Source organism: Pseudomonas sp. 43NM1 (genome assembly GCF_002836905.1).
Lineage (GTDB): Bacteria > Pseudomonadota > Gammaproteobacteria > Pseudomonadales > Pseudomonadaceae > Aquipseudomonas > Aquipseudomonas prosekii.
Genome location: NZ_MKGS01000057.1, coordinates 1 through 7,883, shown reverse-complemented (window position 1 = coordinate 7,883; position 7,883 = coordinate 1). Strand labels below are relative to the sequence as shown.

9 protein-coding genes are annotated in these 7,883 nt (G+C 53.4%); 6 read left to right on the top strand and 3 right to left on the bottom strand.

Annotated elements, in window-relative coordinates:
• Positions 1 to 306 (bottom strand): alpha/beta fold hydrolase (locus BI292_RS07135; RefSeq protein ID WP_157831223.1); only part of this gene is annotated, 306 nt, incomplete at its 3' end.
• 496 nt (positions 307 to 802) lie between these two features.
• Between BI292_RS07135 and BI292_RS28750 the strand changes: the two genes are divergently transcribed.
• Complete coding sequence (locus tag BI292_RS28750; protein WP_157831222.1) at positions 803 to 1,039, top strand: hypothetical protein; 237 nt, start codon at positions 803 to 805, stop codon at positions 1,037 to 1,039.
• A 43-nt stretch (positions 1,040 to 1,082) separates the two neighbouring features.
• Positions 1,083 to 2,444, top strand: a complete 1,362-nt coding sequence (gene gorA / locus BI292_RS07130) for a glutathione-disulfide reductase (RefSeq protein WP_101207452.1) — start codon at positions 1,083 to 1,085, stop codon at positions 2,442 to 2,444.
• 119 nt (positions 2,445 to 2,563) lie between these two features.
• On the opposite strand, the gene BI292_RS07125 is transcribed toward gorA, so the two are convergent.
• Positions 2,564 to 3,496 (bottom strand): alpha/beta fold hydrolase, encoded by a 933-nt coding sequence (locus BI292_RS07125; protein WP_218563479.1) that lies wholly within the window; start codon positions 3,494 to 3,496, stop codon positions 2,564 to 2,566.
• Between the two features lie 348 nt (positions 3,497 to 3,844).
• Between BI292_RS07125 and cynR the strand changes: the two genes are divergently transcribed.
• The 4 genes from cynR (at position 3,845) to BI292_RS07105 (ending at position 7,524) form a co-directional block, all read left to right on the top strand.
• Complete coding sequence (cynR, locus tag BI292_RS07120; RefSeq protein ID WP_101207451.1) at positions 3,845 to 4,729, top strand: transcriptional regulator CynR; 885 nt, start codon at positions 3,845 to 3,847, stop codon at positions 4,727 to 4,729.
• A 136-nt stretch (positions 4,730 to 4,865) separates the two neighbouring features.
• The gene (locus BI292_RS07115) at positions 4,866 to 5,495 is read left to right on the top strand and encodes a glutathione S-transferase family protein (RefSeq protein ID WP_101207450.1); all 630 of its coding nucleotides are present in this window, start codon (positions 4,866 to 4,868) and stop codon (positions 5,493 to 5,495) included.
• A 197-nt stretch (positions 5,496 to 5,692) separates the two neighbouring features.
• Entirely contained in the window at positions 5,693 to 6,613 is a 921-nt protein-coding gene (locus BI292_RS07110) for a LysR substrate-binding domain-containing protein (protein ID WP_101207449.1), read from the top strand.
• Positions 6,613 to 7,524, top strand: coding sequence for a LysR family transcriptional regulator (locus BI292_RS07105; RefSeq protein ID WP_101207448.1), 912 nt, complete (start codon positions 6,613 to 6,615; stop codon positions 7,522 to 7,524). The genes BI292_RS07110 and BI292_RS07105 overlap by 1 nt, the downstream gene beginning before the upstream one ends.
• 37 nt (positions 7,525 to 7,561) lie before the next feature.
• On the opposite strand, the gene BI292_RS07100 is transcribed toward BI292_RS07105, so the two are convergent.
• Positions 7,562 to 7,883, bottom strand: a 322-nt coding sequence (locus tag BI292_RS07100; protein ID WP_157831221.1) for an alpha/beta fold hydrolase, incomplete at its 5' end; no start/stop codon positions are given.

The following is a 7,883-nucleotide window of genomic DNA, read 5'->3' as shown; positions in this document are numbered from 1 at the left end:
GCCGTAAGCCGCTTCGCTGATGACCGGGCCTCCATAGGAATGTCCGACCAGCACGACTGGCGTTTTGATGCTGGCGAGCACGTCGGCGACCGACTGCGCGTCACCTTTGAGTGAGCGCAGCGGGTTCGAAGCTGCGATCACTGGATAGCCATCTTTTTCCAGAATTTTGACGACGCCATTCCAACTGCTCGAATCGGCGAAAGCGCCGTGTACGAGTACCACAGTCGGTTTGACCGGCGCTGCCAGCGCGGCGGTGGCTGTAATCATCGCGGCTGCGAGGGCCAGACCTGAGAATAACTTGTTCATCTAGTGTTCCTGTATGTGAAGAGATTGACGCAACTCCACCAATTTGTGCCGGGTACAGAACTAGCCTTCCCTCTCGGGTGAGCACGTAGTAAGTCTGTGCAACGATGCAAAACCTTCTTTGCATCGTGAAAACAAACAATCGTCATCAGGCTGATGACTCTGCGGCCGGTTGCAAATCAATGCAGTGCGTGTCACATGCTCTGCCCTAAGCAAATGCAGGAGAACGACCAAAAAAGACAATCTACTGTTCCAGTTTTTGAAATGGCCGCGATTTTTCGCAGCAAATTCGGAAGAGATCCCCCGGCTGCGTGTTGCACTAGATCCTTCCCGAGAGATTGACTACCTATTCAGAAGGCTCTACCCACATTGTTTCATCCTGCACAATTAACCCATGACATCTCTGCCCGTTCTCTAAACCCCATTTGTTAGTGAAACTGATCTCAGAAGCGATCAACCACTGGAGTTGTCGCAGCGTTTTCATCGTTGGGAGATTCCAATGTTTGGCACTACTCAATCCTGCTCTGGCGATTCCAATCCTGATACTTCAATCGTGCTTCATTGTGAGCACGAAGCGGGCTTTTTGCTTCCCCAGTTCATGGGCGCTTTGGCAAGTGAAACCAGCGGATTAGGCATGACTGATAGGTGCCAACCGCAATCAGGCGAAGGTTTGTTTTCGCGGCTTCGTGCCGCACTGATGCATTCGCTGAAGTTCCGGTCGTTATTCCTCAAATGAAATTGGACAGCCGGGCGCTGTGCATTCCCTACAGAGAACTGAAATGAGCTACGACTTCGATTTATTCGTCATTGGTGCCGGTTCGGGTGGAGTGCGTGCTGCAAGGTTTGCAGCGGGTTTTGGTGCAAAAGTAGCGGTTGCCGAAAGTCGATACTTAGGCGGCACGTGTGTGAATGTCGGCTGTGTTCCAAAAAAGTTGCTGGTTTACGGTGCTCATTTTGCTGACGACTTCGAACAGGCCGAAAGCTTCGGCTGGACAGCGGGCAAAGCGAATTTCGACTGGCCATCGCTTATTGCGAACAAGAACCGTGAGATCGCTCGTCTTAATGGCATCTACCGTAAGCTTTTGATTGATAGCGGCGTCACGCTGCTAGAAGGCCATGCGCGATTAGCAGATGCGAACCATGTCGATATAAACGGCCAGCGTTTCAGCGCTGAGCGGATTTTGATTGCGACTGGCGGATGGCCGCAGATTCCGGACATTCCGGGAAAAGAGTATGCGATCACTTCGAACGAAGCATTCTTCCTGGAAGCGTTGCCCAAGCGAATCCTGGTGGTCGGCGGTGGTTACATTGCCGTGGAATTCGCCGGTATTTTCAACGGGCTAGGCGCTGATACTCGGCTGCTGTATCGAGGCGATCTGTTTTTGCGAGGATTCGATCAGTCAGTGCGTATTCATCTGGCAGAGGAGTTGACCAAGCGCGGGTTGCGAGTTGATTTCAACACTGACATTGTCCGAATTGATAAACAGCCAGACGGAAGTTTGCTAGCGACGCTTCAGGATGGAACGCAGCTGGAAACTGACAGCATTTTCTACGCCACTGGTCGAAGGCCTATGCTCGATAATCTTGGGCTGGAAAACACCCGCGTCGAACTCACCGAGGCTGGCTATATTGACGTGAATGAGCACTTTGAAACTCGCGAGCCTTCCATATTGGCTCTGGGTGATGTCATTGGCGGTGTCCAGTTGACGCCCGTTGCGACAGCAGAGGGCATGGCAGTTGCTCGGCGGTTGTTCAACCCTGAGCAGTATCGGCCGGTCGATTATCGGCACATTCCGACCGCTGTGTTCAGTCAGCCGAACATAGGCACGGTGGGGCTTACCGAACAGCAAGCCGTTGAGCAGGGCCACAAAGTAGTGGTGTTCGAGAGCAGGTTCCGCCCGATGAAATTGACGCTCACCGAGTCGTCAGAACAGACGCTGATGAAGCTGGTAGTGGACGCAGAATCTGATCGAGTGTTGGGATGCCACATGGTCGGTCCGGACGCGGGGGACATCATTCAAGGCTTAGCGATTGCTCTTAAGGCGGGTGCCACGAAACGACTTTTCGATGACACTATCGGCGTTCATCCGACCTCCGCAGAAGAGTTCGTGACCCTCCGGACGGCGGTGAGTAGCAAGTGACGGAAGACGATGGAGTCTTTACCACCCGCAGTCGTATGACGCAGATCGATTTAACGTTTAATCGATAGGGTCGAGCAGGAACTAATAGCGCACTCTGATCAGGTCAGAGTGCGCTTTTTTCATTTTTGCTTGATCAGGAATTTTCGAGTGAGGTTCGCAACGTCTTCCAGCCGGGTGTCCATAACGAAATGTCCGCCGTCGAGAATCGCAATCTCTGCATTGGGCAAGTCCCGGCGAAAAGCTTCAGCGCCTGCAACGGTAAAGGCCAAATCATGCTTGCCCCAGATAACCAATGTGGGTAGCTGATGTTCACGCAGCCATTTCTGCCACGCCGGGTAGGCATCGATATTAGTGCGATAGTCATAGATCAGCGCCATTTGAATGGCGCCTTCACCGGGACGGTTGAGGAATGCCACTTCGTCCTGCCATAAATCGGGGTTGTACGCTGTGACGTCCGGGTCGCTGCCAACATGCCGCTGTCGAGTTACATCCAAGGATAAATGAGCAGCCTCGAACTTGGCCTCATAGGCATTGCGATCGGCCCAGTAAGCTTCGCGGCTGTCCCACATCTTGCCCAAACCTTCTGCATAGACATTGCCATTTTGGAACACCATTGAGGTGACGGCTTCAGGCCTTGCGATGGCTAATCGCATACCGACGGGAGCGCCGTAGTCCTGCATAAACAAGCTGTATCGTTTGAGCCCGACAGCGTCCGTGAAGTGCTCCATTACCTTGGCAAGGTGATCAAATGTGTAGACGAACTTGTCTGGTGGGGGCGCATCGCTGTTACCGAAGCCTGGGTAGTCCGGAGCAATGAGGTGGAAACGGTTACCCAATTGCTTCATGAGATCGTCGTACATACGAGACGAGCTAGGCACTCCATGAAGGAGTAATACGGAGGGGGCGCTGGGATCGCCAATTTCTCGATAGGCAATATTTACTCCATCGACCGTCACTTGGCGGTACTGCATTTTTGGCGTTTCCGCTTGGGCGTGTCCGAAGCCCAAAAGCATCGTCAACACGAGAAAGCAGAGGTATTTAAGTAAGGGCATCACCGGTACTCCAGTGGGTGCAGAGCTAATCTGCGGAAGAATTTAGTCTGCGTGTTGATGTTGTTTTGCGCTGCTTCTGATACTCGATAACTGATAGTCGATAAACCGCTGAATCAGCGGAATGGCTAACAATGGCAATGCGGTATTTCACCTAGTGAAAGAATCATTAGGGCGCACGCACTTTAATCCCGACGCAGAGCTGGGCATCTTTGCGCCAGCGGTGCTCACGGAAGGCCCATTGCATTTTGGGAGGCGAGGTTGAGAATAATAAGCTGATAACTGCTCGGCCAATCGCTGGGCAACGGTCAGAGATACAATGCATCACGAACCCAATCTTTCGGTGATCCAATGCTTCTAAGACACTTGCGGTATTTGTTGGCAGTAGCTGACCACGGTGGCTTCACCCGAGCCGCGGAAGTTCTGCATGTGTCTCAGCCGACATTGTCGCAGCAGATACGGCAGCTGGAAGAAACGCTTGGCGTCAGCCTTTTTGACCGAACATCGCGGACTGTCAGACCCACAGATGCTGGACTTGCCTACATCGAATGCGCCCGGCGCGTACTGGTGGAGCTGGCGGCGGGCAAACGGGCATTGCACGACGTGAAAGACTTGTCCCGTGGCACGTTAAGGCTGGCCATGGCCCCAACCTTTATGGCGTACGTCTTAGGTCCGTTAGTGCGTGATTACATCGCCCAATTCCCGAACATTCGCTTGGAGATTTTTGAGCTATCGATGGGCGATATCGAAACGGGATTGGTCGATGACTCGCTGGACATAGCTGTTGCATTTGACCAAGTGAGAAACGCCGATATCGAATCAATCCCGGCGTTTGTCGAGACACTCGGTCTGATGGTTGGCCGCGCTCACCCACTCTATGACTGCCAGGAAGCACTCACGACGGACCAGTTAGCTGAACTTGATTTTGCGTTGCTGACCCCTGACTTCGCTACGCGCATTTGTATCGATGAGTACTTCACCAGGCTGAAAATCACGCCCAAGGTGACGATTCAGGTCAACTCCGTAAACACGTTGCTTGAAGTCATCCGAAACACCGCGGTCGCCACCATTCTTCCTGAACCCATAGCCACGCAGGATCGCGCTCTGCACAAACTGGCCTTGGTCGACAAGGCGCCTCAACGTGGCGTGTCGATTCTAAGACGAAAAAATAACTACCACAGTGCAGCGTCGGTCGCGTTCATGAACTTGATGCTTGGATCCGCGGCAGTGGACTGAGAATAGAGTACTGACCATTACGCCCAGTGAAATGCTGGATTGCAATTAATGGTAATTCCTCTGTTTGGTAGGGGAGAGCAAGATGACTCCATCGACACGATCACCGGGTCGAATCCAGAAAAAACCGGAGTACGTCATGTCCCAACAACCCATCAAACTTTATCGTCACCCATTGTCTGGCCACGCGCATCGTGTCGAATTGATGCTCTCACTGCTCGGCCAGCCAACAGAATTGATATTTGTGGATCTGATGAAGGGCGCGCACAAAACGCCCGAATTCCTGGCGCTCAATAGCTTTGGCCAAGTACCGGTGATCGATGATAACGGCACCGTTCTATCTGACTCGAACGCCATTCTGGTCTATCTCGCTGCTAAATACGGCAACGGCGAGTGGCTTCCCACTGATCCTTTAGCGCAAGCAAAAGTACAACGCTGGCTGTCAGTTGCCGCCGGGCAGATCAACTCAGGCCCCGCTACCGCTCGACTGATCACTGTGTTCGGTGCCGGTTACAACGCGGAGGATGCGATCAGCAAGTCCCACACCCTGCTGACGGTGATGGAGCAAGAGTTGGGTAAAAGCAAATTCCTGGCTGGCGACAAACCGACCGTCGCCGATGTAGCAGCCTACACCTACGTCTCCCATGCTCCAGAAGGCAATGTTGCACTGACTGACTATCCTAACGTTCGGGCCTGGCTTAGCAGTATCGAGGCATTGCCAAATTTCGTAGGTATGCAGCGCACCGCCAAGGGTTTGCAACAAGTTTGATCCAGCGGCCGGAGCTACCCGGGGAAATTCCGGGTAGCCTTCGCTAATTCAACTACGATCTCTTCGAATTTTCGCCTGTCGCACTAGTCATCTGGATAGGGTTTGCACTAGTCGCTCTAGGCGACACTTTTTTGCATCCATGTCTGCTCGCTTTCGCGATCAGATCTTGCTGTCCCTACACCACGGCAGAGTCGCCTATGGATCGCTTTCAGGAAATGCAGATATTCATGACGGTGGCTGAAGAAGAAGGTTTTGCCGCCGCCGCCCGTCGTTTGAATATTTCTCCCCCCAGCGTTACCCGTGCCATTGCTGCCATGGAGGAACGCATCGGCACTCAGTTGCTCTCACGCACAACTCGTAGCTTGCACTTGACTGAGGCTGGGCAACGTTATCTCGATGATTGCCGACGAATACTCGGTGAGATCAATGAAGCGGAGGAAGCTGCTGCTGGCAGCTACTCAGTTCCATGTGGGCACCTGACGGTGACAGCTCCCGTGCTTTTCGGGGAGTTGTACATCGCGCCTTTGCTGGCTGAGTACTTGGATCAATTTCCTTCCGTACATCTCAACGCGTTACTGGTTGACCGCGTGACAAGCATGGTGGATGAAGGTATCGATGTGGCGATCCGTATTGGCCATTTGCACGAGAATAATCAGCACGGTATTAAAGTTGGCGAGGTGCGCCAGGTCATTTGTGGTGCCCCCAAGTATTTCGAGGAATTCGGCAGGCCCCGCCATCCTGGCGAGTTAGGTTCCGCCAAAATCGTTATGTCTTCCGCAAGCCATTTGTTGAGCGATTGGCAATTTGAGAATGAAGGAAATGCACTAAGCTTTCGTTTCGATCCGCAGCTAGTCGTTACCGCAAATCAAGCTGCCATCAATATTGCTTGTCTGGGCTGGGGTGTGACACGTGTATTGTCCTACCAAGTGGCTAGTCAAGTAGCCGCCGGTGAACTGGAAGTGGTACTCCAGGATTTTGAACCGCCCGCTTTACCCATCCAGGTCGTTTACCTCAAGAGTAATCGCGTACCAGCGAAGATACGTACGTTCGTGGATTTCCTCACGGAACGTCTGGGACGTGATACGGCACTTCGACCTACGATGAAAAGTGCGCTCTGATGGACCGCTTTCATGAAATGCTCATGTTTGAAGCGCTCTCGGAGCGGCCAAGCCTAGCGGCAGCTGCGCGCCGTCTTAACGTTTCTGGCCCGACGGTTGTTCGCGCGATTGCTCGGTTGGAGAGGCGTCTCGGGGTGCCGTTATTGCAACGGAGCACTCGTGGAGTGTCGCTGACTGAGTCGGGTGCTGCATTCATGGCTGATTGCTCCCGCATCCTCAAAGAAATCGAAGATGCAGAAGCCTCAGCTAAAGGCCTGCATGTTCAGGCTCAGGGTAATCTGACTGTCTTGCTTCCACTTCTTTTCAGTCGCTATGTAATGACGCCTTTGCTTGCGAGCTACATGGAGTTTTATCCCGAGGTCCGAGTATTCGCCCATTATCATGATCGTTTTCCGAACATGAACGAGGAGGGGCTTGACGTCGCCGTGCTGGTCGGAAATTTGCCCAGTTCCTCGTTGATAGCAAGGCCGGTTGGCTACGTTCGTACGATCGTATGCGGCAGCCCCGCCTATCTCGAAAGCCATGGTGTGCCCGCCGAGCCTGAGGATCTTAAAAGTCACCGGCTAATTGGCATTCAAGCTTATCGGGAGAAGATCAACTGGGATTTTTCCAACCAAGGCTTTCAATCCACCCTTAAGGCCCGATCACGCGTTAGTTGCACCACCGTTCAATCTGCCATCGATGCGGCGGCTCATGGCGCGGGACTTACGCGCTGCCTCAGTTATCCCGCCTACGATTATTTAAATGGCGGTCGGTTGCGCAGGGTGTTGCAACCTTTCGAACTGCCAGCGGTTCCAGTTCATGTCGTTTACCGAGAAGGGCGCAGAGCTTCAATGAGAGTGCGCAGTTTTGTCGACCACATTGTCGAGGGCCTGCGCGAACATCCGGCAATGTTGCCGGATGTTCATTGAGCGTTCGGCGATCCCGTACTGAGCTCGCCGACTAGCTTCATTTGGCGTTAGCTGCTTTTTCGATCAGGCTGGCGACGACTTTCGGGTTGGACACCATCACAACGTGCGAGGCGTCTTTGACTGCGACGGTTTGCCTGGCGTGTGCCCGCTCGGCCATGAATACCTGGGCTTGTGCCGGAATGTTCTTGTCGGCAGTGCCATAGACGAACCAGGAAGGAATGGTTTTCCAGGCCGGCTGGGTCGATGCTTCATTTAGCGCGGCGACAGTGACGGGACGTTGAGTCGCCGCCATCACGCGCGCGTCCGCGTTGGAGACGTCCGCCGCAAACTGGTCGTGGAATTTGTCTTGCTGGATATAC